A 25,573-nucleotide genomic window follows, 5' to 3' on the forward strand; every position below is an offset into this window, starting at 1 on the left:
GCATACTAAAATAAGCATTAAATGCACGGTGCCACAAGGTGTATCATTTTATGAATTACGATAGGCTAAATGCATTATTCAGATAACAACGCTCCCGGCTTACGACGCACAATGAAAATACACGCCATCAGTCAGGAATTGCCTCAGGCACGTTATCAGCGTTGTCCTCAATGCGATACCCTTTTCTCTCTGCCCCAGGTTAAATCGACACAAAGTGCCTATTGCCCCTGCTGTGATGCAAGGGTACATCATGGCCGTGACTGGTCATTGACGCGCCTGGGGGCAATGGCCGTGGCGATGCTGGTGCTTATGCCCGTCGCCTTTACCGATCCGCTACTGCGCATTTATCTGCTGGGATCGAGTATTGACGCCAACGTTATGCAGGGGATTTGGCAGATGGCAAGCCAGGGAGATGTGCTTACCGCCGCCGTCGTGCTCTTCTGTGTGATCGGCGCACCGGCCACGCTGGTCGCGGCTATTGCCTACCTCTGCTTTGGAAACATTCTCGGCATGAACCTTCGCCCGGTACTGCTGATGCTCGATAAGCTTAAAGAGTGGGTGATGCTGGATATTTATCTGGTGGGTATTGGCGTGGCCTGCATTAAAGTACGCGAGTACGCGTTCATACAACCCGGTCCTGGACTGATAGCCTTTATTGCCCTGGTCGTCTTGAGTCTGTTGACCATGATCCACCTGAATATCGAGCAGCTATGGGAGCGTTTTTACCCTCAGCGCCCGGCTCGCGCTTTCAACGCGCAGCTGCGCGTTTGCCTCGGTTGCCATTTTACCGGCGTTCCTGACGAACGGGGTCGCTGCCCTCGCTGCCATATCCCGCTTTATCATCGCCGTAAGCAAAGCTTACAAAAATCCTGGGCAGCACTGGTTGCCTCCCTGGTCTTTCTGCTTCCGGCAAACCTGCTGCCTATTTCAATTATTTACGTGAACGGAGCACGCCAGGAAGACACCATTCTTTCGGGCATCATTTCCCTGGCACACAGCAATATCGCGGTCGCTGCCGTGGTGTTTATTGCCAGTATTCTGGTGCCGTTTACTAAAGTTATTGTATTGATTACGCTACTGATCAGTATTCATTTCAAATGCCAACAGGGATTACGAACCCGCATATTATTGCTGCGGTTTGTCACCTGGATTGGCCGCTGGTCTATGCTCGATCTGTTTGTCATCGCTTTGATGATGTCACTGGTTAATCGTGACCAGCTGTTAGCCTTTACGATGGGTCCCGCCGCGGTCTTCTTTGGCGCGGCGGTTATATTAACTATTCTTGCCGTCGAATGGCTGGATAGCCGACTACTTTGGGACGCACATGAGTCAGGAAACGCCCGCTTCACCGACTGAAGCGAGAATTAAAACGAAACGCCGGATCTCCCCTTTCTGGTTATTACCTGTAATTGCGTTACTGATTGCCGGCTGGCTGATCTGGACGACTTACCAGGAACGCGGCAATACCGTGACCATCGACTTTATCTCCGCCGACGGGATAGTCGCTGGCCGCACGCCCGTACGCTACCAGGGCGTCGAAGTGGGCACCGTGCAAAACATCAGCCTGAGCGATGATCTGCGTAAAATCGAAGTCAAAGTCAGCATCAAAAGCGATATGAAGGATGCGCTGCGGGAAGACACACAATTCTGGCTGGTGACGCCAAAAGCCTCCCTCGCCGGGGTATCCGGGCTTGATGCCCTTGTTGGCGGGAACTACATCGGCATGATGCCGGGTAAAGGCGAGCCGCGGGATCATTTTACCGCGCTCGATACCCAGCCTAAGTATCGTCTTGATAACGGCGAACTCATGATTCACCTGCATGCGCCGGATTTAGGCTCCCTTAACAGCGGGTCGCTGGTCTATTTCCGCAAAATTCCGGTTGGCCGGGTGTATGACTATGCCATCAATAAGAACAAGCAGGGCGTCACTGTCGACGTACTGATCGATCGCCGCTTTACCAGTCTGGTGAAAAAAGGCAGCCGTTTCTGGAATGTGTCTGGGGTGAAGGCCGATGTTGGCCTGAGTGGCGCCAAAGTTCAGCTAGAAAGCCTCGCAGCCCTGGTCAATGGCGCGATTGCTTTCGATTCACCTGACGATTCAGAACCGGCCAAAGCGGATGATGAATTCGGCCTTTACGAAGACCTGGCGCACAGCCAGCGCGGCGTCATCATTAACCTGGAACTCCCGAGCGGAGATGGCCTCAAAGCAGGATCAACTAAGTTGATGTATCAGGGGCTGGAAGTGGGTTCTCTGACTAAGTTGAACCTCAATCCAGGCGGTGCCGTGACAGGGGAAATGACCGTTGACCCCGGCGTGGTTAGCCTGATGCGTAGCGGCACGCGCATCGAACTCCGTAGTCCAAAAATCTCGCTGGATAATCCGAGCATCAGCACTTTGCTGACGGGCAGCACCTTTGAGCTTGTGCCTGGTGGCGGCGAGCCGCAGGATCGCTTCACCGTGGTCTCCAGCGATCAAACGCCGCTCCAGCAGCCAAATGTACTCACGCTTTCACTGACCGCACCTGAAAGCTATGGTATTGATGCCGGGCAACCCGTCATCCTGCACGGGATACAAATCGGCCAGGTGGTCGAGCGAGCACTGTCGGCCAAAGGCGTCACGTTCTCCGTCGCCATTGAACCGCAATACCGTCATCTGCTGCAGGGCGACAGCAAATTCGTGGTCAACAGCCGCATTGATGTGAAGCTTGGCATGGACGGCGTTGAGTTTCTGGGTGCCAGCGCTAACGAATGGGTCAACGGCGGTATTCGCGTACTGCCAGGCAACAAAGGCGAGATGAAAAGCAGCTACCCGCTTTACGCCAACATGGAAAAAGCGATTGAAAACAGCCTGAGCGACATCCCGACCACCACGCTGACGCTGACGGCATCCAGCCTGCCTGATATCCAGACCGGCTCCGTGGTGCTGTACCGCAAATTCCAGGTGGGCGAAATCATCACCATCCGCCCTCGCGCTGAGAACTTCGATATCGATGTTCATATCAAGCCGGAATATCGCAAGCTCCTGACGCCAAATACCGTGTTTTGGGCTGAAGGTGGCGCGAAAGTTCAGCTCAACGGCAGTGGTCTGACGGTGCAGGCCTCGCCGCTCTCTCGTGCGCTCAAAGGGGCCATAAGCTTTGACAACATGAGCGGTGCCAGCGTCGGGCAAGTGAAAGGTGAGAAACGCGTGCTTTACGCCTCTGAAACCGCGGCAAGAGCGGTAGGCAGCCAGATAACGCTGCATACGTTCGATGCCGGAAAACTTTCCGCCGGAATGCCAATTCGCTATCTGGGTATTGATATCGGTCAGCTTGAATCCCTGAACCTGACGCAGTCCCGCAACGAAGTGGAAGCTAAAGCGGTACTTTACCCTGAATATGTGTCTACCTTTGCACGTGTCGGCACACGCTTCTCCGTAGTCACACCGCAGATCTCTGCGGCGGGCGTCGATCATCTTGATACCCTTCTACAGCCGTACATCAACGTTGAGCCGGGTAAAGGCGACCCGCGTCGCGACTTTGAGCTGCAGGAAGCGTCTATCACCGATTCTCGTTACTCGGACGGGCTGAACATCGTACTGGAAGTGCCTGAAGCCGGCTCGCTGAGTATTGGCACGCCGGTCCTCTTCCGTGGCATTGAAGTCGGCACGGTCACCGGCATGACGTTGGGCAATCTCTCTGACCGCGTGATGGTTGGCCTGCGCATAAGCAAGCGTTACCAGCATCTGGTCCGGGACAACTCCGTCTTCTGGCTGGCTTCCGGCTACAGCCTCGACTTTGGCTTAACCGGTGGCGTGGTGAAAACCGGGACCTTTAATCAGTTCATTCGCGGCGGTATTGCGTTTGCGACCCCGCCGGGGATCCCGCTTTCCCCTAAAGCGGAAGCCGGGAAGCACTTCCTGCTGCTGGAAAGTGAGCCGAAAGAGTGGCGCCAGTGGGGCACCGCCCTTCCGCGCTAAACCGCAAGCCTGGGCGGTGAGTCGCCCGGGCAATTCCGTGTTAAACTGCGCCCCTTAATTTTTTCAGGGGCGTTTTTCATGGCTCAATCTACTGCCGTTTATCTTCCTCAACCTTTTCTCGACGCGATTCGTGACGCACTTCCCGCCGACCAGACGCTGGAAAGCTTTATCGAATACTGCCAGCAGCCGCTGCGCCGCAGCCTGCGCGTCAATACGCTGAAGATATCCGTGGCTGACTTTCTGACGCTCGTCGCGCCTTATAACTGGCGTTTAACACCGGTGCCGTGGTGCGAAGAAGGTTTCTGGATTGAACGTGAAGATGAAGAAACCCTGCCGCTGGGCAGCACCGCAGAGCATTTGAGTGGCCTGTTCTATATTCAGGAAGCCAGTTCAATGCTGCCCGTTGCCGCGCTGTTCGCCGATGGCAACCAGCCGCAGCGCGTGATGGACGTCGCCGCCGCACCGGGCTCAAAAACAACCCAGATTGCCGCCCGCATGAATAACACCGGCGCAATTCTTGCCAATGAATATTCCGCCAGCCGGGTAAAAGTTCTGCATGCAAACATCAGCCGCTGCGGTATCAGCAACGTGGCGCTGACGCATTTTGATGGCCGCGTATTCGGTGCGGCTCTGCCAGAATCATTCGACGCCATTCTGCTTGACGCCCCCTGCTCCGGTGAAGGCGTGGTGCGAAAAGATCCCGATGCGCTGCGTAATTGGTCGCCAGAAAGCACGACCGAAATTGCCAACACCCAGCGCGAATTGATTGAGAGCGCTTTTCATGCGCTCCGCCCCGGCGGCACCCTGGTCTACTCGACCTGCACGCTGAATCGCCAGGAAAACCAGGACGTATGCCAGTGGCTACTGGATACCTGGCCAGATGCAGTGGAAATAGCCTCCCTGAATGAACTTTTCCCGGAAGCAAGTCGCGCGCTAACTCCGGAAGGTTTCCTGCACGTCTTCCCACAGATTTACGACTGCGAAGGCTTTTTCGTTGCACGTTTACGCAAAACGGCCTCTATCGAGCCGCTGCCTGCCCCAGGCTATAAAGTAGGGAAATTCCCCTTCGCGCCAATGAAGGGCAAGGCCGCTACCGAACTGACCGCTGCGGCGGCAAAATCGGGTCTGACCTGGGGCAATGAGCTGAGCTTGTGGCAGCGCGATAAAGAGATCTGGCTGTTCCCAACAGAGATTGAGCCGCTTATCGGTAAAGTGCGTTTTTCCCGCATTGGCCTGAAGCTCGCCGAACAGCACAACAAAGGCTTTCGCTGGCAGCATGAAGCCGTGGTTTCTCTGGTCAAAAGTGACAACCCTCTTTGCTTCCCACTGAGCGAGCCCGAAGCCGAAGAGTGGTACCGTGGGCGGGATATCTATCCAGAAGTGACACCGTCACGAGATGAAGTGATTGTCACTTTTCAGGGGCAACCGCTCGGTCTGGCGCGAAAAGTTGGCTCACGCCTGAAGAACAGCTACCCAAGGGAATTAGTGCGCGACGGCAAGCTTTTCGCCGCCCCGCAGGCTGGCTGAAAAAATAAGCACGTTTTAAGTTGGCAATTTGTGCTGCCTTGACTACGCTGAAATTGGGGTGACCTACTGGTCATACCACCTGCCGCAGATAACTAGGAGCCAAAGATGACAAAGACCAATGTCCGGATCGGCATCTTCGAGATCGATGATGCCGAATTACACGGTGAACAACAGGGGGATCGAACGTTAAGCATTCCCTGCAAGTCCGATCCTGACCTGTGCATGCAGCTTGATGCCTGGGATGGGGCAACCTCTATTCCCGCCGTGCTGGACGGCGAACATTCCGTACTTTACCTGCAACACTACGATCGTCAGCGCGATGCCTGGGTTATGCGCCTTGCATAATTCAAGATGAACCCGTCCCTGAGACGGGTTAATTATTTCCCCCACTCCCTTGTGCTCCCCTACACTTAAACCAAACGAAGCGGTTCTGAGGCGCTAATGTTTGCTTTGATTTTATTTGTTTGTTACCTGGACGGCGGCTGCGACGAACTGGTGCTGGAAGTCTTCACCAGCGAACGTCAGTGTCTGAGTGCAATGAGCGAACAGCGGATGCGCCACGGCGGCTGTTACCCGGTGGAAGCATTTATCGATGGGTTCTGGCGACCTGCCCAGGAGTACAGCGACTTTTGAGCAGGGCCAGGTGAGATTAGCGATTATTCGGGCGAAGGAACATTCTTATTTGCTTCCCGTGGTACTCAACGTAGTGCTGGAAAGCAAAACCGAAGCGCTCTGCCAGGCCAATAGAGCGCTGATTATCGTCATCAATAATGCAGCATACCGGCCCGCTGAAATTGTCATCAGCCCAGCATAAAACTGCCCTGAGCGCCTCCGCTGCATAGCCTTTACCGTGTACCGCAGGAATAAGCGACCAGCCCGCCTCCGGGTATGCCAAAGCTGGCGTGAGATTCCGTTTAGCCTCCTGAAAACCAAACGACCCCACGAATCGCCCGCTCTGTTTTTCAAACAGCGCCCAGTAGCCATAGCCCAGCGCCTGCCAGTGGCCGATATAGCGCATCAGGCGCGCCCAGCTCATTTCACCATCCTGCGGTTTGCCGCCGCCGATAAACTTCACCATCTCTGGATCGGACCAACAGACAACCAGTGCCTCATAGTCGTCCAGCGTAAAGTGGCGCAGGATAAGGCGTTCCGTTTCAAGACGTGGGGCTTCAGTAATCATCATGACTCCGCTCAGTATTACTCTTGTAGTCGTTGTTTAAGGCCGGATTTGCAGGCGTAAATGATAGCGCAGAGCAGCAGGCTAAACAGCATAGTCCCCAAAAACACGCCCGCGCCGGTCAGGGTCAGCATAACGCCGCCAATCAACGGTCCCAGCGCAATGCCTAACGTCGTCAGGGTCGATGCCCCCAGGTACGCGCCACGATGCTCATCCGGTGCCAGCTGATCCAGCAAAATATTCAGGTTCGGCATCAAAATTGCCTCGCCGATGCTGAAAATAACCGTCACGCTCACCCACAACAGCGCATCCGGCGTACGGACGGACCAGAACAAAAGCTGCGAAAGCGCGAAGATAGCGCCCCCGAGCAAAATACGATTAGACAGACTCACCTGAGCCAGGAAGCGAACCAGGAATAGCTGGGCAACAAGTACCGTACAGGCATTCGACACCAGAATCAGCGTAATTAACTTTACGGCCGCCTCAGCGTCCAGCGTCAGCAAATAAAGCGGCACCACGGACTCATAATGTACGAAAACCACGGCGCACAACGTGCTGCAAAGTAGCGCCGCGACAAACAGTTTGTCCCGGGCGATGATCAGCATAATGTCGCGTAATCTGACCCCGGCTTTATGTTCGCTTTCGTTGGCCACCAGCTTGCCTGCAGGAATATACAGCAGGGTGTAAATAAGCAGAGGCAGATAGCTCACTGCGGTGATCACAAAAGTGCCTTTTTGCGATGTCAGCCCAAACGCGATGCCCACCAGCGGTCCGGTCACAGCCGCCACGTTCACCAAATAATAGCGAATCTGCAGTGCCAGAGCGCGACGACGGCGATCGCCCAACAAGTCACTCATCAGGGCACGTGTAGGAGGCTCTACCCAAGCAAAACAGACGCCAACAATCATTAATCCAATGATAAATAATGCCATTCCCGTGGCCAGCCCAAGCAGAGCATAGCCAACAAACGACAGCGCACAGCCGAGAGAAAGCACGCCCCGGCGACCTAGCTTGTCCGACAGCTGCCCGCCATACATCCCCAGCACAACCGCCAGAAGCGCGCTGCTGGTCATTGCTACGCCCACTGAGATCGGGGAGAGATGATAATTACGGGTCATGATCACCGTCATAAACGGCCAGGCCATAAAATAGCTAAAGCGAATCACCAGGGTAAAAAACAGCAGCGCAATTACCGTGGCTGGGAAGGTTTTGACCGTCGGCCAAAAACCGCGCGCAGCGTCCTCACGGACGGCATCGTTTGTCGTCATAAAGTGTCCTGTTATTTATCGTTATAGTGGAGGCGGGGCCGCTTACGCTGAGTAAGCGGTTAAATAGTAATAAGTTATTCCTTATTGGCTGGCAACGGAAATGTTACTGAAATGTTTATTTCCCCAGCTTGTCGTTTAAACCGTCAGCCGGGCAGCAAAAAATAGTGGGAAATTGTGACCTGCCGCTCAAAAAATGGCATTTCGTGCTGAGAATGTTTGGGGAGAGCCGGCGGCTGAACGCCGCCGGTAGAATCGCTACAGTTTTCCGCTCAGACGCTGATGAAAATCGGCGCTGTGGGTGTCCAGACCAACAATTTCGACCTTCGTCTGGTAGCGCTGATACCGCGTTTCAATAGCATCTAGTACGGCAACCGTGGAAGCATCCCAAATTTGCGCCTGGCTCAGATCAATCACCACCCGTGCCGGGTCGTCAGCATAATGAAAATGCTCGACAAGGTCGTTGCTGCTCGCAAAGAACAGCGGCCCACGAACCCAGTACGTCACTTCACTCCCGTCCGCTGCCAACTGCCGCTCAGCACGCACCACATGCGCAATACGACGGGCGAATAACATCATAGCGAAGATAACGCCCCCCAAAACGCCAAGCGCCAGGTTATCGGTATAAACCGTGATCGCGACAGTGGTGAGCATCACCAGCGTTTCCGGCAACGGCATACGGCGAAGTGTAACTGGAGAGATGCTATGCCAGTTCAACGTTTTCACCGCCACAATCATCATGATCCCGGCCAGCACCACCATCGGAATTTTCGCCATCACTTCACTCAGCACGGTGACCAGCAGTAATAATACCAGCGCAGCCGCCACGGTAGACAGCCGCGTACGCCCTCTTCCCAGCTCAACGTTGACGATGGTTTGCCCAATCATGGCGCAGCCCGCGATGCCGCCATAAAAACCGGCGAAGATATTCGACACACCCAGCCCCCAGCATTCGCGCCGCTTGCTTGAAGGAGTATCGGTGAGATCGTCCACCAGCCTGGCCGTCAGTAAGGACTCCATCAGGCCAACAAAAGCAATACTCAACGCACAGGGCCAGATAATACGCAGCGTCTCAACGTTAAGCGGCACTATCAGTTCCGTTAATCCAGGTAAGCCGGCTTTCATCGGCCCGCTGTCACCTACCGTGGGCATTATCCATCCCATGGCGATGCTCAGCCCGGTCACAAGAACAATCGCCACCAGCGGCGAAGGCACTGATTTAAGCACTTTCGGTAACAGTAAAACGACGGCGAGCGTCACGGCGAACAGGCCCCAAACGAGAGGCGATTGCCCCCAGACATGAGGCACCTGAGCAAAGAAAATAAGAATACCCAGTGCATTCACAAACCCGGTCATGACCGAAAGCGGGATATAACGCATCATTCGCGCCAGCCCGCTCACGCCAAACAGGATCTGGATCCCGCCCGCCAGCACCACCGCAGGCAGGATATAACCTACGCCGTACTGATGAACCATCGGGGCAATCACCAGCGCCACCGACCCGGCCGCCGCGGTGACCATTGCCGGACGGCCACCCAGAATCGACATAGCAAAACAAAGCACGATCGAGGCAATCAGGCTGACCTTCGGATCCACGCCCGCGATCAGGGAAAAAGAGATAACTTCGGGGATCAAGGCCAGCGCGGTGACGACCCCGGCAAGAACTTCGCGCTGGATTAACCGGGGGGAGCGAAGCACGGCGCGCAGGCTATTCTCATGCGCATGTTGAGCGGCAAGCTCAGTTTGATTTGTCATAGTGGGATGCAGGCTTATTGTCATGAACGCCGCATTTCTCAAGGAATGCGGTCAGCGAGGCAGAAAGTGTAGCGTTGTCGCTCCAGTGATGCGAATTTTTGTGACTCACATCACTAGTCTGAATGGCTCATCTGCCCAACCCTCTCGTTTGCGCAACAAATAATTAACAAATTGAGCAAAAAACGCTGGACGGCAAGCTATCAAGGTGTGGTATGGTTTTAGCGCACAGGCCAAGCCGAAGCGTTATGGGAAACGCTTTACGCGCAAGCAGGCTGGCTGGTTTCCGAATAAAAAAAAGACCGAATACGATTCCTGTATTCGGTCCAGGGAAATGGCTCTTGGGAGAGAGCCGTGCGCTAAAAGTTGGCATTAATGCAGGCTAAGTCGCCTTGCCTCTTAAGAATAGATTACCGGCGCAGGTTTTCCAGTCCGCAGCAAAAGTGGTCAGAAAAAAGGCGCAATAAAGGTGACTATTTATGCAAAAACAGCAATATCCCGTTGAGGTTATTGCTGTTTTTTTATGGCAAAAAATGCGTGTTTTTTATTCACTGCAAAGCTTTTGCGCGCGCTCAATGAAGGGTTCGAGACTCATCTTCTGGCCTGGATGCTGCGGGTCGTCCACCTGAATAACGCTGATTGGCTGCCCGCTCGTTTTACCGCTCTTGATCTGCTGCTCGGCAATGGCGTTCAGCGGGTATTGCATCAGCGTGCTTGGGTTGATGGCAAACAAGGCATTCCCCGCTCTGCAGCTCAGCATCACCTCTTCGCGGTTGAACGCCCATTTGTCTTTACCCACCTCAAACCGACTCACGGTGATAATTTGCGGGGCAGCCAGCGCAGAACCCGCGCAGGCCAGCAGCAGTAAAGTCAAAATGCTCTTTTTCATGAATATCTCATATAACCAGTTTGCGCCGTCAGAACGGCTCCCAGGTAGCATAGATGCTGACAAGCAGCAGTACTCCTACCGATAAAATAACTTCCAGCCACGTAAGCTGAATAAATCTTCGCTGAGCATCGGCCTGAACAGCGTCAAAACGCGGCACCAGTATATAGCGGTTGATCAATGCCAGCATGACCATCACGAGCACCAGCCCAACCTTCAGCGCCAGTAATTGAAAATAGCCACTTTCCAGCGGCAGCGCCCAGCCCAGGATCAGCAAGCTATTCACCACGCCGGTCACCAGCACCGCAGCCACCGCGAGATGCCCGTAGCGCGAAAAACGCATCATTGCCGTAATCGCCGGAGTACGCCAGCGCGGCTTGTGCGCCATATGCATACAAACCAGCAAAGGCAGAAGCCCGCCTACCCACCAGCCCGCGCTCAGAAGATGAATCGCGTGGTTGATTCGTTGGAAGGCCCCCAGCGCGCCGTCGTGCATGGCGGCGTGCCCGACGCCAGCCAGCATAATCAGCTGCGCCGCGGCTAATAACAACAATAAACCTGGCATTGCCCGAGGCGCGATCAGCACGGCGGCCAGAGTAGCCACGCCGAGCACTAGCTGCCATATCCATACCGAACCAAAACGCGTCGTCAGGACCGCCTGCCAGACATCCGGCGAGAGAGTATCGCGCCAGCCGTCGCCCATCTGGCCTGCCTGAGCCATAAATAACAGGCAGGCGCTAATCAGCGACAGCCAGACGGCAGGCCGCCACTGTGCCCTGAGGCGGCGCACAAGCACGGGCTTAAACTTTTGCGGGGCAAGCAGCGAACAACAGATGGCGCTGCCGAGCAGCACCATCAAAGCAGTGAAATGGATAAAACGCAGCGCGATGTAAAACGCCGACAGCATGGCGATTACTTCACGAAGAAGTGATAGTTACCTTTGGTTTTGTGCCCATCGACCGACACAACATGCCAGTCCACGGAGTAATCACCCGGTTTCAGGGCTTCTTCAACCGGCACAATCAGCTGTTTGTTGTCGGTTTCAGCAACCTTCACTTTCCCGGTTTTTACGGCTGATTTCTGTGGGCCGGTCACGGTCACGCCACTGAAGCCAGGCTCCACGCCTTCAGAGAAATTCAGGATCAGCGACTGCGGCGATGCGGTCACGGCAGAATCTGCCGCCGGAGACTGCTGCTTGAGGTGCGCATGCGCAAACACGGTTGGAGAAACGGCCATAGCAGCGACAAATGCCGCCACGGTTGCGATGCGGGAGGAGATGAACGCCATATTAACTATTCCTTTTTGTTATGTGTTGAGGCGGCAAGGATACCCCCGCGTCAATACCAAGTCGAGACGGGAAAAGCTATTGTTGCTTGTCATCCGGGGCGCAAAACAGTAACTTCTGCGCTGACATTGCAGGAGGATATGATGAGCTACAATCTCGCCGATTTACCCCAGGAAGAAATGGATAAAGTTAACGTCGACCTTGCCGCTGCTGGCGTGGCGTTTAAAGAGCGCTATAACATGCCCGTTGTAGCCGAAATGGTGGAGCGTGAGCAACCGGAACACCTGCGGACCTGGTTCCGTGAAAAGCTGATTGCCTATCGTCTGGCCTCGGTTAATCTTTCTCGTTTGCCGTATGAACCAAAGCAAAAATAAAAACTTAAGAATTTTCTCTTTGATTCAAAACTAGTGCTACTCTCTTCCTTGTTCAGTTGACCACAAGCTTTGGCTCATCCCTCACGGTTGCAGGATGCAATCGTTGGATGAAAGATTAAGGAAGAACCTATGCCACGCTGGAATGTTGCCGCTGCGCAATACGGTGCTGTTGCCGGAAGTTATCAGGCCAACATCGACCACCACCTCGATTTTATTCGCTGTGCCGCCGAACAAGGCATTGATCTTCTGGTTTTCCCTCATCTCTCTTTATCCGGATTACGCCCCGATAACCACCCTCCGGCGTTTACCGATCCGCTGTTCGACCCGCTCAGCGAAGCTGCCCGCCGCTATCATATGACCGTGATCGTCGGCATGTCGCTCAGTGACGAGGCGCATAGCGCCGCCGGTATGGTCGGATTTCTGTCAGATGGGTCACGAATCGCCTGTTGCAAACGTCCCGCAGAGTCTGTCGGTATGAACGCTCAAACACCCGTCGCACCACTTTTGGGGCAACGTTCCCGCAATATTGCCCTTGCGGTTTGCGCCCAAAGCGATGATGAAGCCTGGCCCCGAAGTGCGGCTGACATCGGAGCAGACCTTTACGCCACCGGCGCCGCGATGACGGAACTAAGCTACCAGCAAGACGAAATGTATATGCAGCGGTGGGCGCACAAATATGGTCTCACCATTTTGCAGGCCAACTACGCCTGGTCCGGGGCTGAACTTCGCTCCGCAGGCCGCAGCGCATGTTGGGATAATTTAGGCCAGCTCGTCGTCAGGGCTGACCAGGGTGAATTGCTGGCGATTGGCCGCCGGGACGAGAGAGGTTGGCACGGCGAGGTCATTCCTTTACGCTAGTCGCCTGAAGCCTGTTAACGGAGACTGCGATGCTGCGCATTATTGATACGGAAACCTGTGGGTTACAGGGAGGCGTAGTGGAAGTTGCGTCGGTCGATATCATCGACGGCAAGATTGTAAACCCGATGAGCGATCTTGTCCGTCCTGACCGGCCGATAAGTCACCAGGCGATGGCCATCCACAAAATTACCGAAGAGATGGTGGCCGATAAACCCTGGATTGAAGAGGTCATCCCCCGCTATATGGGGAGCCCTTATTACGTGGCACACAACGCCAGTTTCGACAGCCGCATGCTGCCGGAGATGCAGGGCGACTGGATTTGCACGGTGAAGCTGGCGCGTCGCCTGTGGCCGGGCATCAAGTACAGCAACATGGGCTTGTATAAATCGCTAAAGCTGCATGTGGATACCCCCGCCGGGCTGCATCATCACCGCGCCTTGTTCGACTGTTATATTACCGCCGCCCTGCTGTTGAGAATTATGGATGTGTCTGGCTGGAGCGCGGAAGATATGGTCACCATTACCGGGCGTCCGGCGCTGGTGACCACCATGATGTTTGGCAAATACAGGGGCAAACGCATTGCGGAAATAGCCGAAGATGACCCGGGCTATCTTCGCTGGATGCTTAATAACATCAAGGAGCTAGCGCCGGATCTCCGCATGACGCTAAAACATTACCTGGCCGCCAGCGCGGCCGATTAATGCACGCGCCCTGGCAGCGTCCCCTGCGCCAGGGCAATCAGGAAAGCAAACTCCAGCGCAACGCCTTCGTAAGATTTGAAGCGCCCCGACTTACCGCCGTGCCCGGAATCCATGTCGGTACAAAGCAGCAACAAGGTCTCATCCCGCTTATAGTCGCGTAATTTGGCAACCCATTTAGCCGGCTCCCAATACTGCACCTGTGAATCATGCAGCCCGGTAGTCACCAGCAGATGGGGATAAGCCTGCTCGCGAACCTGGTCGTAAGGGCTGTATTGCTTCATGTAGCGGTAATACTCTTCGTCCTGGGGGTTGCCCCACTCTTCAAACTCTCCGGTGGTGAGCGGAATCGACTCATCCAGCATCGTTGTCACCACATCAACAAACGGCACCTGAGCCACCACGCCGTGAAATAACTCAGGGCGCAGGTTGATAGCTGCTCCCATCAGCATCCCACCCGCGCTGCCGCCCATCCCATAAAGCAGTTTAGGATCGCCATATTCCTGCCTGAGCAGCTCGTCGCACACGTCCAGATAGTCGTGAAAGGTATTCATCTTTTTCAGGTATTTACCGTCTTCATACCATTGTTGCCCCAGTTCACCGCCTCCGCGTACGTGAGCAATAGCGAAGACAAAACCTCTGTCCAGCAGGCTCAAACGGCTGCTGCTAAAGTCCGCATCCATACTGCTGCCATAGGATCCATAGCCATAGACCAACAGAGGACTTTTGCCCCGGCGAAAGTGTTTCCGGTGATAAACCAGCGACACCGGAACCTGAACGCCATCCCGCGCCGTCACCCACAGATGCTCGCTGCGGTAATTGTTAGCGTCAAAACCGGCAACCTGGGTTTGCTTGATAACCCGGCGCTCACCGCTGTCCATATCCAGTTCGAAAAGCGTATCCGGCGTGGTCATCGAAGAATAGCCGTAGCGTAAATGCGAGGTCTCCGGCTCAGGGTTGTAGCCAAGCCAGGTAACATAGGCTGGATCGTCAAAAGCGATGCCCGTGGACTCACGCGTATGGCGATTAATCTGACGCAGGCTGGTCAACCCCTGCTGGCGCTCGGCAACCACCAGCCAGTCGCGGAACAGCGTAAAGTCTTCAAGCATGACCTGTTCCCTTGCGGCAATCAGCGTTTCCCATTGTTTTTCGTCCCGCACGACGCAGCGGTAGAGCCCGAAGTTTTTACCGTCTTTGTTGGAACGAATGTAGAACCCATGCTGGTAGTGATCGACAGTGTATTCATGATCTTTCCGGCGCGGGGCAAAAACTTGCGGCTCGGCGTCTGCCAGTTCGGCATCCAATAACAAAGCCTCACTCGTCGTCGCGCTGGCAAGATGGATGACAATAAAATGCTGGGAGGTTGTTTTGTGCACGCTGACGTAAAAAGCGTCATCTTTTTCTTCATACACCAGTTGGTCATCGGCCACCGGGTGACCCAGCGTGTGCCGCCAGACCTGATAAGGCAGTAAGGTTTTGGGATGCTTGCGCACGTAATAAAGCGTGGCGGAGTCATTTGCCCAGACAAAACTGGTCGAGACGTTATCCAAAAGCTCCGGGTACCAGTTTCCGGTTTTCAAATTACGCAAACGAATGCCGAACTGACGGCGAGAGAGATAGTCCTCCGCCAGGGCCATCACGGTATTGTCCGGCGTAATAGCAAACCCGCCCATCGTGTAAAACTCGCTGTGGGCAGCGCGCTGATTGGCATCCAGCAGCACGTCCCACTCGGCCCACTCTTCTCTGACCGCAGATTGCCGCTGATATATCGCGTACTCATTACCCTTTTCATAAACCTGGCGGTAGCGATAGCCGTTCTTCACATAGGGGGCGGAAACATCATGAGGCGGAACGCGAGCGATCATCTCGTTGAGCAATTGATCCTGCAGCGCGCGCTGGCTCTCCATGATCCTTTTACCGTAATCATTTTCCTGCTCGAGGTATTTCAGCACATCGGGATCGGCGCGGTCATCATCCCGCAACCAGTAATAGTTATCCGTGCGGGTATCGCCATGCAGCATCATAGCGTGAGGTATTTTTTTGGCTTTTGGCGGCATCACTTTCATCATTTTCCGTTTAACACCCCGTAAGGGTGGCAAATTCAGCCGGGCTTGCAAGCGGAACATGAAGGATTAAAAGAAAATGCCGGGAGAAACCCGGCACAGGATGATTGCAGGAGGATTAAACCGCGAGCGGTTGTTTTTGCTGCTGAATATCTTGCTCAATACCGGAGCGGACATCCGGCGGTATATTTAGCGCATCGCCCAGAGCGCTCAGATAGCTACGTTCCATAAAGTGATCGATATCGATAGCCGTACAGCTTAGGTAATAAAGCTCGAGCGCTTCTTCCTCGTTTCTCACCCCTTGCGCGAGCTGGTGAGGATCTAACGGCCTGTCGATAGCTCGTTCGACAAGCGCTTTGCCTTCGCCGTCGATGCCGACTTCACGCAGCTGTTGCTCAATAAACTGACGCTCTTTTGCATCAATATGCCCGTCGCTTTTGGCAGCAAAAACCAGCGCGGTAATTAATCTTTCGGTACGAACATCAACCGACGAGTGCGAATGATCATAACCCGCTGATGCAGGCTGATTCTCACGGACGCGTGCCTTGTATTTGTTCCATAACACGCTTCCGGCCACCGCACCGCCGCCGACCAGGAGCGCACTGGTGCCGTATTTTGTTAACAGTTTGCGGGACGACTTACTCGCCAGCAGTAATCCGGCTAATCCGCCCAGCGCCCCCGGCACCAGAAGTTTACCGATCCCTTCAGGGCCATTACCGGCTGCAGGCTGTGAAGATTGAGGGGAAGTAGATTGCCCCAGGAGCGACTGAAGCTGCTGTAACCAGTTATTCATGACGAAACCCTCTGTTGACTTAACTCGTCGAGAGTAGGTCACAGGACGTCAAGAAACGTCGGACAGCGCTAAAGATGGGAAAAGAATCGCGCCGGCTGCCCGGCGCTTACTGCTGCAACGTATCACGCGGCTTTGGTGCGCTTACGTCCGGGGTGCTCGCTGACGTTGTCTTCCGCCGCTGGCGACTGCTCAGCCACAGAAGATTCCACATCTGGCTCAGACTGGCTTACTTCAGGCTCTGGCAGCTTGCCGTTTTTCAGCACCCCCGCCAGCAGATCCTTGTTTTCCGCCATCCACATCGCCAGGGTATCGCTCTGGCCTTCATCCAGCGCAATCGGGCTTTGCTGCAGCCAGTCGCCGAGGACTTCAGCCAGATCCAGCATTTTGTCGTAAGCGTCAGCATCCTTTTTACTGGCAAAGGCCATTTTTTCTTGTCCCTCTCTCACCACAACATATTTAATCTCGACCGCCATTTTGCAGCTCCGCTTTACCTGTTTATTTATCCAGTATATCGATATTCATTTTATCACACAAGCCGGAAAGCCGCTGCCAACGCAAACGTTTTCGTTTATACTTCCACGGTCTTTTTCTTTGTTAAGGCTAAATCACATGTCAACGTTGGGAACTGCTCTGCGCCCGGCAGCTACGCGAGTTATGCTGCTGGGCTCCGGTGAATTGGGTAAAGAAGTGGCCATTGAGTGTCAGCGCCTCGGGGTCGAAGTTATCGCCGTCGATCGCTATGCAAATGCACCAGCGATGCACGTCGCGCACCGCAGCCACGTGATTAACATGCTGGATGCCGCAGCGCTAAAAGCGCTTGTCGCCGCCGAAATGCCCGATTATATCGTTCCTGAAATTGAAGCCATTGCTACCGATGCCCTGCTGGAGCTTGAAGCCCAGGGCCAGCGCGTGGTGCCGTGCGCCCGCGCCACCAAACTCACCATGAACCGCGAAGGGATCCGCCGCCTGGCCGCAGAAGAACTTCAATTGCCCACTTCCAGCTACCGCTTCGCCGACAGTGAAGACGCTTTCCGCCAGGCCGTGCAGGAAATTGGTTTGCCGTGCATCGTTAAACCGGTGATGAGCTCCTCCGGCAAAGGTCAAAGTTTCATCCGCACCGCAGATCAATTGGCTAAAGCCTGGGAATACGCACAGCTTGGCGGACGGGCTGGCAAAGGCCGCGTCATCGTCGAAGGCGTGGTCAATTTTGATTTTGAAATCACCCTGCTAACCATCAGTGCCGTTGATGGCGTGCATTTCTGCGCACCTATCGGCCACCGTCAGGAGGATGGCGACTACCGTGAGTCCTGGCAGCCGCAGCAGATGAGCGACATCGCGCTGGCAAAATCGAAAGAGATTGCTGAAAAAGTGGTTACCGCCCTGGGCGGCCACGGCCTGTTCGGCGTTGAGCTGTTTGTCTGCGGCGATGAGGTGATTTTCAGTGAAGTCTCCCCTCGCCCGCATGACACCGGCATGGTGACGTTGATTTCGCAGGATCTGTCTGAGTTTGCCCTGCACGTTCGCGCCTTCCTCGGCCTGCCCATCGGTGACATTCGTCAGTATGGCCCTGCTGCATCGGCGGTGATCCTGCCAGAGCTGCATAGCGACAACGTCAAGTTCAGCAATGTAGGCGCTGCGCTGGGCGGCGGTTTACAGGTTCGCCTGTTTGGTAAGCCGGAGATCGCAGGTAAACGCCGTATGGGCGTGGCGTTGGCTACCGGGAATAGCGTCGATGAGGCAGTTTCCAGAGCCGTGGCGTCAGCTGCACAGGTAAAAATTGAAGGATAAAAAAATCGCCCTCAAATGAGAGCGACTGAATCATTAGGCCCGCGTACTGCGGGCTTTTTTATGGCTTACAGCTTAGCGCCTTCCACCGCTTCGCGGGCAAGCTTAGTGATGCGGTCATAATCGCCCGCTTCCAGCGCATCCGCCGGCACCAGCCATGAACCGCCGATGCACAGCACGCTTTTCAGCGCCAGGTAATCGCGGTAGTTAGCCGGAGAGATGCCGCCGGTTGGGCAGAAACGTACCTGAGAGAACGGCCCGGCAATGGCCTGCAGCGCTTTAGTGCCACCGTTAGCTTCTGCCGGGAAGAATTTGAACTCTTTCAGGCCGTAGTCCATCCCCAGCATCAGTTCTGAAACGGTGCTGATGCCTGGGATCAAAGGAATAGTGCCTTCCGTCGCGGCTTTCAGCAGCGGCTCGGTCAGGCCCGGGCTGATGGCGAACTGCGCGCCCGCTTCGGTCACTTCCGCAAGCTGCTGTGGGTTCAACACGGTACCCGCGCCGATAATCGCTTCAGGCACTTCTTTTGCAATCGCACGAATGGCATCGATAGCACAAGCTGTACGCAGCGTGACTTCCAGCACGCGGACGCCACCGGCTACCAGGGCTTTCGCCATCGGCACAGCATGTTCCAGCTTGTTAACAACAATGACCGGCACAACCGGGCCAGTTTTCAGGATTTGTTCTGCCGTAGTTTTCCAATTTTTCATCTGAGCGCCTCTTAGCCACTTTTAATCTGTTCCGGGGCAGTGCTGCCACGGGCTTAAAATTTAATGCAGGTTGCGCCTTGTTCAGCGCCCGAAAGCTGTTCGCGCAATGCGCCAAATAACTCCCGACCGGTCCCTACGCGCTCGGCGCTGAGATCCGGGTGATAAGCAGTGCGTGCCGCAAGTACGGCTTCATCGACCAGCAATGTCAGCTCGCCCGTTTGGCCGTTGACGCGAATCATGTCGCCATCCTGCACCTTCGCCAGCAACCCGCCGTCATATGCTTCCGGGGTAACATGGATTGCGGAAGGCACCTTCCCAGAGGCACCGGACAGTCTTCCATCTGTCACCAGAGCAATTTTGAAACAGCGGTCCAATAATACTCCAAGCGGTGGCATAAGTTTATGCAATTCTGGCATGCCGTTCGCTTTTGGCCCCTGATGGCGGACGACAACAACGCAATCACGGTCCAGTTTGCCTGCTTCAAAAGCGGGCAATACGTCATGCTGACTTTCAAAAATCACCGCCGGGGCTTCAATAACCTGATTTTCTACCGGTACCGCTGACGTTTTCATCACCGCCCGGCCCAGATTCCCGCTCAGCACTTTAGTTCCGCCATGGCGGGAGAACGGTTTTTCCATGGTGGCAATAACGTCACTGTCCAGTGGCTCGCTGGCGCCTTCACGCCAGGCAAGCTGGCCGTTGTCGAGCCACGGCTCCATGGTGTAGTGATGCAGGCCAAAACCGGCCACGGTGTTAACGTCTTCATGCAGCAGGCCACCTTTCAGTAGCTCACGCATCAGCACCGGCACGCCGCCCGCCGCCTGGAAGTGGTTAATGTCGGCAGGGCCGTTTGGATACAAACGTGCCAGCAGCGGCACGATTTCGGAGATCTCGGAGAAGTCGTCCCAGTTAATAATGATCCCGGCAGCGCGAGCCATCGCGACAAGGTGCATGGTGTGGTTAGTCGAGCCGCCGGTAGCCAGCAGTGCAACAATGCCGTTCACCACCACTTTCTCGTCGATCATTTTCCCGAGAGGCATCCATTCGTTGCCGTTGCCGGTCAGGCGAGTGACCTGGCGCGCCGCTGCGTCCGTCAGCGCGTGACGCAACTCTGCATCAGGCTGAACAAACGACGACCCCGGCAACTGCATGCCCATAAACTCAACAACCATCTGGTTGGTATTCGCCGTGCCGTAGAAGGTGCAGGTCCCCGGCGCGTGATAAGAGGCGGCTTCCGCCTCCAGCAGCGCAAGGCGGTCAACTTTGCCTTCCGCATAAAGTTGGCGAATGCGAACCTTTTCTTTGTTAGGTAAGCCGCTCGCCATCGGGCCTGATGGCACAAAGAGCGCAGGTAAATGGCCGAACGACAGCGCAGCCATTGTCAGCCCCGGCACGATTTTGTCGCACACGCCAAGGTAGAGCGCGCCGTCAAACATGTTATGGGAGAGGCCAACGGCGGTAGACATGGCAATCACTTCGCGGCTCAGCAGCGAAAGCTCCATGCCATCCTGACCCTGAGTCACGCCGTCACACATCGCCGGAACACCGCCTGCAACCTGCCCCACCGCGCCCACGGAGTGCAGCGCCTTGCGGATTTGCTCAGGATAATGTTCATACGGCTGATGGGCGGAGAGCATGTCGTTGTAGGACGTAATGATCGCAATATTGTTACGCAACATGCTTTTCAGCGCCGCCTTATCGTCCGGCTGGCAGGCAGCGAAACCATGCGCGAGGTTACCGCAGGCAAGTTCCGAGCGGTGAACCGTGTTGCTCCGGGCTTTCTCAATACGTGCCAGGTAGGCTTCGCGCGTTGGGCGGGAGCGTTCGATAATACGCGATGTTACCCGTAACAAATTTGGATGCATAGAAGTTCCTCAGAAAGTGGCTGTTCTCCCGCATTGATATCGCCATCTTCGGGGCTGATAAAAGTAACTTTGTAGCCCATCAGACTTGGTGCCGGGAGCAAAAACGCTTCAGCTAGTGTAAATAAAAAAGCCCCGCGGGTGAATCCACGCGGGGCTATTATTCATAAAAAACTATGACACTTCTGTGTTAGATCATGTTACCGGTAAAATGAGAGCCATTTGTTAGCGACTTTTTACCGGCCATGTTCACAGCCTGTTACTCAAATTCGTTCCAGGAGTGGCCATCACGGGTAATCATCGCCACAGAAGCCACTGGCCCCCAGGTACCGGCCTGGTAAGGTTTCGGCGCATCGTTGTCCGCAGCCCAGGCTTCGGTAATGGAGTCGACCCATTTCCACGCCTCTTCTACTTCATCACGACGTACAAACAGCGCCTGAATGCCCCGCATGGTTTCCAGCAGTAGGCGTTCATAGGCATCCGCCAGATGAGATTCATTGAAGGTCTCGGAGTAGCTCAGATCCAGCTTGGTGGTTTGCAGGTTATGCTTGTGCTCCAGGCCCGGAACTTTGTTCAGGATCTGAATATCCACGCCTTCATCCGGCTGCAGACGGATAGTCAGTTTGTTCTGCGGCAATTCCTGCCACGAATCTTTAAACAGATTCAGCGCAGGGTTTTTGAAGTAAACCACGACTTCAGAACATTTGGTTGGCAGACGTTTACCGGTACGCAGGTAGAACGGCACGCCGGCCCAACGCCAGTTGTCGATATCTACGCGAATAGCCACGAAGGTCTCGGTGGCGCTGGATTTGTTCGCGCCCTCTTCTTCCAGGTAGCCAGGCACTTTCTTGCCCTGCGCAAAGCCTGCGGTGTATTGACCACGCACGGTTTTATCACGCACGTTGGTGCGGTCAATGCGGCGCAGCGACTGCAGAACCTTCACTTTCTCATCGCGAATATGGTCCGCGGTCAAGTCAGACGGTGGAGACATGGCAATCATGCACAGGATCTGCAGCAGGTGGTTTTGGATCATATCGCGCATCTGCCCGGCCTGATCGAAGTAACCCCAGCGGCCTTCAATACCCACTTCTTCGGCCACGGTGATTTCTACGTGATCGATAGTGCGGTTGTCCCAGTTGTTAGCGAACAGGGAGTTGGCAAAACGCAGCGCCAGCAGGTTAAGAACGGTTTCTTTACCCAGGTAGTGGTCGATACGGTAAACCTGGCACTCTTCAAAGAACTCGCCCACCTGATCGTTGATCTGCTGGGAGGTTTCGAGGGAAGTCCCCAGCGGTTTTTCCATGACGACGCGAGCAGGCTTGGCGTTAAGCTTCGCTTTACCTAGCCCTTTGCAGATAGCGCCAAAGGTGCTTGGTGGCATAGCAAAGTAGTTGATAGTGACGCGATTCTGCTGGTCGAGCATTTTGCCCAACTTGGTAAAAGCAGAGGTATCGTTGACGTCCAGGTTACAGAAATCCAGACGACCGCTCAGTTTGTCCCACAGGCTCTCGTCAATCTTCTCTTTCATGAAGGTTTCGAGGGCTTCGCGGACAACTTTGGTGTATGCCTCTTTATCCCACTCTGCGCGGCCAACACCCAGAATACGGGTCTCCGGATGGATTTGACCTGCTTTTTCCAGCTGATACAGGGATGGCAACAGTTTCCGGCGCGCCAGGTCGCCTTTTGCACCGAAAATGACCAGGTCGCACGCCTGGGCTGTTTGCGTTACCGCCATGTTTGTCTCCTCGTTTCGGATATCCCGGCTTTTACCGGCCCTCTGGGCGCGGATAGCATTAAGCCAGGCACGTCTTGTAATTTTATTACGCTGCAATGTACTGCTTTTGCTGAATTGAGGACAACCGTTAACCCCGGTTTGACCGCCTCAATTGCTAACTTTTCCCACAATGCCGCACTAAAGCGTCATTTACTGGCGTTTTTTTGTGCGATGTAACCGTTGCCAAAGTTAGACACCGATCATGTAATGAAAAAAAACAACAACATTAGCCGGGCGACTCGCCCTATCACATTTTAGCAAGAGTATATTCTTGCTAAATCGGCCCACGATTTCTTCTGTTGCTGAAATCGCTAAAACCCATGAGTGCCCGCCTTTATGAATATGCTGGAAAAAATCCAGTCACAGCTGGAACACCTTAGCAAATCGGAACGCAAAGTCGCAGAAGTGATTCTTGCTGCGCCTCAGGACGCCATTCACTCCAGCATCGCGACGCTTGCCCGCAGCGCGGATGTCAGCGAGCCCACCGTGAACCGCTTTTGCCGTCGCCTTGAAACCAAGGGCTTCCCGGATTTTAAACTGCACTTAGCTCAGAGTCTGGCGAATGGCACACCGTATGTAAACCGGAATGTTGATGAAGATGATAGCGTCGAGTCCTACACCGGCAAGATCTTTGAGTCTGCCATGGCGAGCCTTGACCGGGTTCGTCAGTCGCTGGATATGTCTGCGGTCAACCGGGCCGTGGATTTACTTACTCAGGCAAAAAAAATTGCCTTCTTTGGGCTAGGATCTTCCGCCGCCGTCGCGCACGACGCTACCAACAAGTTTTTCCGCTTCAATGTCCCGGTGATTTACTCAGATGACGTTGTTATGCAACGTATGAGCTGTATGAATTGTACCGAGCAAGATGTGGTGGTGCTTATCTCCCACACCGGCCGGACTAAAAATCTGGTTGAGCTGGCGCAGTTAGCCCGTGAAAACGATGCCATTGTGCTCGCCATCACATCGGAAGGCAGCCCGCTTGCCCGCGAGGCGACGCTTTCTCTGCTGCTGGATGTGCCAGAAGATACTGACATTTATATGCCGATGGTGTCTCGTTTGGCGCAGTTGACCGTCATCGATGTTCTGGCGACGGGCTTTACTTTGCGTCGAGGGGCTAAATTCAGGGATAACTTGAAGCGAGTCAAGGAAGCGCTCAAAGAATCGCGCTTTGATAAAGAACGTCTTCTCTCAGGCGATGAACGTTAATTTTTGATAACAAAGTTGTAACTTATTAGGCTGTTCGGTTACGTTGTCATGGGTATTCACAGCACACCCTGACCTACCGAGTTTTTGTTCACGCAACACCAAGTTGTTTCAGTCAACGGAGTAATACATGTCCAGACGGCTACGTAGAACCAAAATCGTTACCACCTTAGGCCCGGCAACCGACCGCGATAATAATTTAGAAAAAATTATTGCCGCCGGCGCTAACGTGGTGCGAATGAACTTCTCCCACGGCTCAGCTGAAGATCATCAGCTGCGTGCAGATAAAGTGCGTGAAATTGCCGCAAAACTGGGGCGTCATGTGGCGATCCTCGGCGATTTGCAAGGCCCTAAAATTCGCGTATCGACCTTCAAAGAAGGCAAAGTATTCCTTAACCTGGGCGACAAATTCCTGCTGGATGCCAACCTCGGCAAAGGCGAAGGCGACAAAGAGAGAGTGGGTATTGACTATAAAGGCCTCCCGGCCGACGTCGTCCCAGGCGACATCTTGCTTCTCGACGATGGCCGTGTTCAGCTCAAAGTCCTGGAAGTCCAGGGCCTGAAAGTGTTTACCGAAGTGACCGTAGGCGGCCCGCTGTCCAACAACAAAGGGATCAACAAACTGGGCGGCGGTCTGTCAGCCGAAGCGCTGACCGATAAAGACAAAGCCGACATCGTGACCGCGGCCAAAATCGGCGTTGATTACCTGGCCGTGTCTTTCCCGCGCTGCGGCGAAGATTTAAACTACGCTCGTCGCCTGGCGCGTGATGCAGGCTGCGATGCGAAAATTGTGGCCAAAGTAGAGCGCGCGGAAGCCGTCTGCGATGAAGCCGCAATGGACGACATTATTCTCGCCTCCGACGTGGTGATGGTTGCCCGTGGTGACCTCGGCGTAGAAATCGGCGACCCGGAGCTGGTTGGCATCCAGAAAACCCTGATTCGCCGTGCACGTAAGCTGAATCGTGCCGTGATCACCGCCACCCAGATGATGGAGTCGATGATCACTAACCCAATGCCAACCCGTGCGGAAGTCATGGACGTGGCAAACGCCGTACTCGACGGCACCGACGCGGTGATGCTGTCTGCAGAAACTGCGGCAGGCCAGTATCCTGCTGAAACCGTCGCGGCAATGGCGCGCGTTTGCCTGGGTGCAGAAAAAATCCCAAGCATCAACGTCTCCAAGCACCGCCTCGACGTGCAGTTCGATAACGTTGAGGAAGCCATTGCGATGTCCGCGATGTATGCCGCTAACCACCTCAAAGGGGTTACCGCCATCATTTCGATGACCGAGTCCGGGCGTACCGCGCTGATGACGTCCCGCATCAGCTCTGGCTTGCCTATTTTTGCGCTCTCGCGCCACGAACGCACGCTGAACCTGACGTCACTCTATCGCGGCGTGACCCCGGTTTACTTTGACAGCGCAAGCGAAGGCGTGGCCGCCGCTAACGACGCGGTAAACCTCCTGCGTGACAAAGGCTACCTGATTTCCGGTGATCTGGTCATCGTGACTCAGGGTGACGTGATGAGCACCATCGGCACCACCAACACCACGCGTATCTTGTGCGTTGAGTAAACGTTAGCAGGCGTCCCCCGCCTGCTTTCC

23 protein-coding genes are annotated in these 25,573 nt (G+C 54.8%); 11 read left to right on the plus strand and 12 right to left on the minus strand.

The annotated features are described in order from the left end of the window. Positions 1 to 111: 111 nt before the first annotated feature. From yebS to B9Y90_RS02530, 5 genes are all read left to right on the plus strand, one after another. A complete protein-coding gene (gene yebS, locus B9Y90_RS02510) occupies positions 112 to 1,356 on the plus strand; it encodes a membrane integrity lipid transport subunit YebS (protein ID WP_409335195.1) in 1,245 nt (414 codons plus the stop codon). Continuing rightward, positions 1,325 to 3,958 (plus strand): PqiB family protein, encoded by a 2,634-nt coding sequence (locus B9Y90_RS02515; RefSeq protein WP_085540106.1) that lies wholly within the window; start codon positions 1,325 to 1,327, stop codon positions 3,956 to 3,958. The genes yebS and B9Y90_RS02515 overlap by 32 nt, the downstream gene beginning before the upstream one ends. A gap of 78 nt (positions 3,959 to 4,036) precedes the next feature. Then, the gene (gene rsmF, locus B9Y90_RS02520) at positions 4,037 to 5,485 is read left to right on the plus strand and encodes a 16S rRNA (cytosine(1407)-C(5))-methyltransferase RsmF (RefSeq protein WP_085540107.1); all 1,449 of its coding nucleotides are present in this window, start codon (positions 4,037 to 4,039) and stop codon (positions 5,483 to 5,485) included. Positions 5,486 to 5,590: 105 nt separating this feature from the next. Beyond that, positions 5,591 to 5,830 (plus strand): YebV family protein, encoded by a 240-nt coding sequence (locus B9Y90_RS02525; RefSeq protein WP_008453991.1) that lies wholly within the window; start codon positions 5,591 to 5,593, stop codon positions 5,828 to 5,830. A gap of 96 nt (positions 5,831 to 5,926) precedes the next feature. After that, complete coding sequence (locus B9Y90_RS02530) at positions 5,927 to 6,118, plus strand: YdfD/YebW family protein (protein WP_085540108.1); 192 nt, start codon at positions 5,927 to 5,929, stop codon at positions 6,116 to 6,118. A gap of 16 nt (positions 6,119 to 6,134) precedes the next feature. Here the strand turns inward: B9Y90_RS02530 and B9Y90_RS02535 are convergent, their stop codons facing one another. The 6 genes from B9Y90_RS02535 to yobA all read right to left on the minus strand — a co-directional run bounded on the left by B9Y90_RS02535 (position 6,135) and on the right by yobA (position 11,852). Then, positions 6,135 to 6,668, minus strand: coding sequence for a GNAT family N-acetyltransferase (locus B9Y90_RS02535; protein ID WP_176227834.1), 534 nt, complete (start codon positions 6,666 to 6,668; stop codon positions 6,135 to 6,137). Between the two features lie 14 nt (positions 6,669 to 6,682). Beyond that, the gene (locus tag B9Y90_RS02540) at positions 6,683 to 7,930 is read right to left on the minus strand and encodes an MFS transporter (RefSeq protein ID WP_085540110.1); all 1,248 of its coding nucleotides are present in this window, start codon (positions 7,928 to 7,930) and stop codon (positions 6,683 to 6,685) included. Between the two features lie 255 nt (positions 7,931 to 8,185). After that, positions 8,186 to 9,682: a SulP family inorganic anion transporter gene (locus B9Y90_RS02545; protein ID WP_085540111.1), complete on the minus strand. Its 1,497-nt coding sequence runs from the start codon at positions 9,680 to 9,682 to the stop codon at positions 8,186 to 8,188. A 541-nt stretch (positions 9,683 to 10,223) separates the two neighbouring features. Then, positions 10,224 to 10,568 (minus strand): YebY family protein, encoded by a 345-nt coding sequence (locus B9Y90_RS02550; RefSeq protein ID WP_039294520.1) that lies wholly within the window; start codon positions 10,566 to 10,568, stop codon positions 10,224 to 10,226. A 28-nt stretch (positions 10,569 to 10,596) separates the two neighbouring features. Further along, positions 10,597 to 11,472, minus strand: a complete 876-nt coding sequence (copD, locus tag B9Y90_RS02555) for a copper homeostasis membrane protein CopD (protein ID WP_085540112.1) — start codon at positions 11,470 to 11,472, stop codon at positions 10,597 to 10,599. Between the two features lie 5 nt (positions 11,473 to 11,477). After that, positions 11,478 to 11,852 carry a CopC domain-containing protein YobA gene (gene yobA / locus B9Y90_RS02560; RefSeq protein ID WP_085540113.1) on the minus strand — a complete coding sequence of 125 codons (375 nt, stop codon included), beginning with the start codon at positions 11,850 to 11,852 and terminating at the stop codon, positions 11,478 to 11,480. 141 nt (positions 11,853 to 11,993) lie between these two features. On the opposite strand from yobA, the gene B9Y90_RS02565 reads away from it, so the two are divergent. The 3 genes from B9Y90_RS02565 (at position 11,994) to exoX (ending at position 13,783) form a co-directional block, all read left to right on the plus strand. Beyond that, the gene (locus tag B9Y90_RS02565) at positions 11,994 to 12,224 is read left to right on the plus strand and encodes a DNA polymerase III subunit theta (RefSeq protein WP_008453979.1); all 231 of its coding nucleotides are present in this window, start codon (positions 11,994 to 11,996) and stop codon (positions 12,222 to 12,224) included. A gap of 129 nt (positions 12,225 to 12,353) precedes the next feature. After that, positions 12,354 to 13,082, plus strand: coding sequence for a carbon-nitrogen hydrolase family protein (locus tag B9Y90_RS02570; RefSeq protein WP_085540114.1), 729 nt, complete (start codon positions 12,354 to 12,356; stop codon positions 13,080 to 13,082). Between the two features lie 29 nt (positions 13,083 to 13,111). Next, the gene (gene exoX, locus B9Y90_RS02575) at positions 13,112 to 13,783 is read left to right on the plus strand and encodes an exodeoxyribonuclease X (RefSeq protein ID WP_039294532.1); all 672 of its coding nucleotides are present in this window, start codon (positions 13,112 to 13,114) and stop codon (positions 13,781 to 13,783) included. On the opposite strand, the gene ptrB is transcribed toward exoX, so the two are convergent. The 3 genes from ptrB to B9Y90_RS02590 form a co-directional block, all read right to left on the minus strand. After that, positions 13,780 to 15,837, minus strand: a complete 2,058-nt coding sequence (gene ptrB, locus B9Y90_RS02580) for an oligopeptidase B (protein WP_085540131.1) — start codon at positions 15,835 to 15,837, stop codon at positions 13,780 to 13,782. The genes exoX and ptrB overlap by 4 nt on opposite strands. A gap of 124 nt (positions 15,838 to 15,961) precedes the next feature. After that, complete coding sequence (locus B9Y90_RS02585) at positions 15,962 to 16,636, minus strand: tellurite resistance TerB family protein (RefSeq protein ID WP_085540115.1); 675 nt, start codon at positions 16,634 to 16,636, stop codon at positions 15,962 to 15,964. Between the two features lie 122 nt (positions 16,637 to 16,758). After that, positions 16,759 to 17,109, minus strand: coding sequence for a YebG family protein (locus B9Y90_RS02590; RefSeq protein ID WP_039294536.1), 351 nt, complete (start codon positions 17,107 to 17,109; stop codon positions 16,759 to 16,761). 136 nt (positions 17,110 to 17,245) lie between these two features. On the opposite strand from B9Y90_RS02590, the gene purT reads away from it, so the two are divergent. After that, positions 17,246 to 18,424: a formate-dependent phosphoribosylglycinamide formyltransferase gene (purT, locus tag B9Y90_RS02595; protein ID WP_085540116.1), complete on the plus strand. Its 1,179-nt coding sequence runs from the start codon at positions 17,246 to 17,248 to the stop codon at positions 18,422 to 18,424. Positions 18,425 to 18,489: 65 nt separating this feature from the next. Here purT and kdgA read toward each other — a convergent pair whose 3' ends face one another. From kdgA to zwf, 3 genes are all read right to left on the minus strand, one after another. Next, positions 18,490 to 19,131, minus strand: coding sequence for a bifunctional 4-hydroxy-2-oxoglutarate aldolase/2-dehydro-3-deoxy-phosphogluconate aldolase (kdgA, locus tag B9Y90_RS02600; RefSeq protein WP_039294543.1), 642 nt, complete (start codon positions 19,129 to 19,131; stop codon positions 18,490 to 18,492). A gap of 53 nt (positions 19,132 to 19,184) precedes the next feature. After that, complete coding sequence (gene edd, locus B9Y90_RS02605; RefSeq protein ID WP_085540117.1) at positions 19,185 to 20,996, minus strand: phosphogluconate dehydratase; 1,812 nt, start codon at positions 20,994 to 20,996, stop codon at positions 19,185 to 19,187. A 256-nt stretch (positions 20,997 to 21,252) separates the two neighbouring features. After that, positions 21,253 to 22,728, minus strand: a complete 1,476-nt coding sequence (gene zwf / locus B9Y90_RS02610; protein WP_008453964.1) for a glucose-6-phosphate dehydrogenase — start codon at positions 22,726 to 22,728, stop codon at positions 21,253 to 21,255. A 375-nt stretch (positions 22,729 to 23,103) separates the two neighbouring features. Between zwf and B9Y90_RS02615 the strand changes: the two genes are divergently transcribed. Together B9Y90_RS02615 and pyk are read left to right on the plus strand one after the other, a co-directional pair. After that, the gene (locus B9Y90_RS02615) at positions 23,104 to 23,973 is read left to right on the plus strand and encodes a MurR/RpiR family transcriptional regulator (protein WP_008453963.1); all 870 of its coding nucleotides are present in this window, start codon (positions 23,104 to 23,106) and stop codon (positions 23,971 to 23,973) included. A gap of 127 nt (positions 23,974 to 24,100) precedes the next feature. Next, positions 24,101 to 25,543 carry a pyruvate kinase gene (gene pyk, locus B9Y90_RS02620; protein WP_039294548.1) on the plus strand — a complete coding sequence of 481 codons (1,443 nt, stop codon included), beginning with the start codon at positions 24,101 to 24,103 and terminating at the stop codon, positions 25,541 to 25,543. The last annotated feature ends 30 nt before the right edge of the window (positions 25,544 to 25,573 follow it).

Origin of the sequence: Cedecea sp. NFIX57 (assembly GCF_900177785.1) — a bacterium.
GTDB classification, from domain to species: Bacteria; Pseudomonadota; Gammaproteobacteria; order Enterobacterales; family Enterobacteriaceae; genus Cedecea; species Cedecea neteri_C.